The sequence below is a fragment of the Chitinimonas prasina genome (assembly GCF_030160395.1).
GTDB lineage: Bacteria > Pseudomonadota > Gammaproteobacteria > Burkholderiales > Chitinimonadaceae > Chitinimonas > Chitinimonas prasina.
The window spans coordinates 1-732 of record NZ_BSOG01000041.1 but is presented as its reverse complement, the minus strand read 5'-3'; the positions used below and the strand labels follow the sequence as shown (position 1 = coordinate 732).

At 72.4% G+C, this 732-nt stretch carries 2 protein-coding genes; one reads left to right on the top strand and one right to left on the bottom strand.

Features of this window, described 5'->3' with window-relative positions; genetic code table 11:
- Nucleotides 1–345 (bottom strand): hypothetical protein (locus QQK16_RS21255; protein ID WP_308447097.1); only part of this gene is annotated, 345 nt, incomplete at its 3' end.
- 4 nt (nucleotides 346–349) lie between these two features.
- Between QQK16_RS21255 and QQK16_RS21250 the strand changes: the two genes are divergently transcribed.
- The coding region (locus QQK16_RS21250) for an ATP-binding protein (RefSeq protein ID WP_308447096.1) at nucleotides 350–732 on the top strand (383 nt) is incomplete at its 3' end.

Genomic DNA, 732 nt, shown 5'->3' with positions numbered 1-732 from the left:
CGGGCCGCCGCGCTCACGCACCGGCTGCTCGCCTTCTCCCGCCGGCAGACGCTGGACCCGCGGCCGACCCGTCCGAACGCGCTGATCGCGGAGATGGAGGATCTCGTCCGGCGCACCGTGGGCCCCGCGATCGAGCTGGAGACGGTGCTGTCCGACGGGCTCTGGCCGACGCTGTGCGACCCGAACCAGCTCGAGAACGCGCTGCTCAACCTCTGTATCAACGCGCGCGATGCCATGCCCGGCGGCGGGCGGCTGATGATCGAGACCGCCAACGCCTGGCTCGACGAGCAGGGCTCGCTCCAGCGCGACATGCAGCCGGGCGATCGCGGTCAGCGACACGGGCACGGGCATGTCGCCCGAGGTGGTGGCGCGCGCCTTCGACCCCTTCTTCACGACGAAGCCGATCGGCCAGGGCACGGGGCTCGGCCTGTCGATGATCTACGGCTTCGCCAACCAGTCCGGCGGGCAGATCCGCATCCATTCCGAGGAAGGGCACGGTACCACCATGCGCCTCTACCTGCCGCGCCACCTGGGCGAGGCGGAGGGCGAGGCGGACGCGCCCCAAGCCGCGGCCTCGCCGCGCGCGGAGCGCGGGGAGACGGTGCTCGTGGTGGATGACGAGCCGACGGTGCGGATGCTGGTGGCGGAGGTACTGGAGGACCTCGGCTACACCGCCATCGAGGCCGCCGACGGCCCGTCCGGCCTGCGCCTGCTCCAGTCCGACGTGCGCAT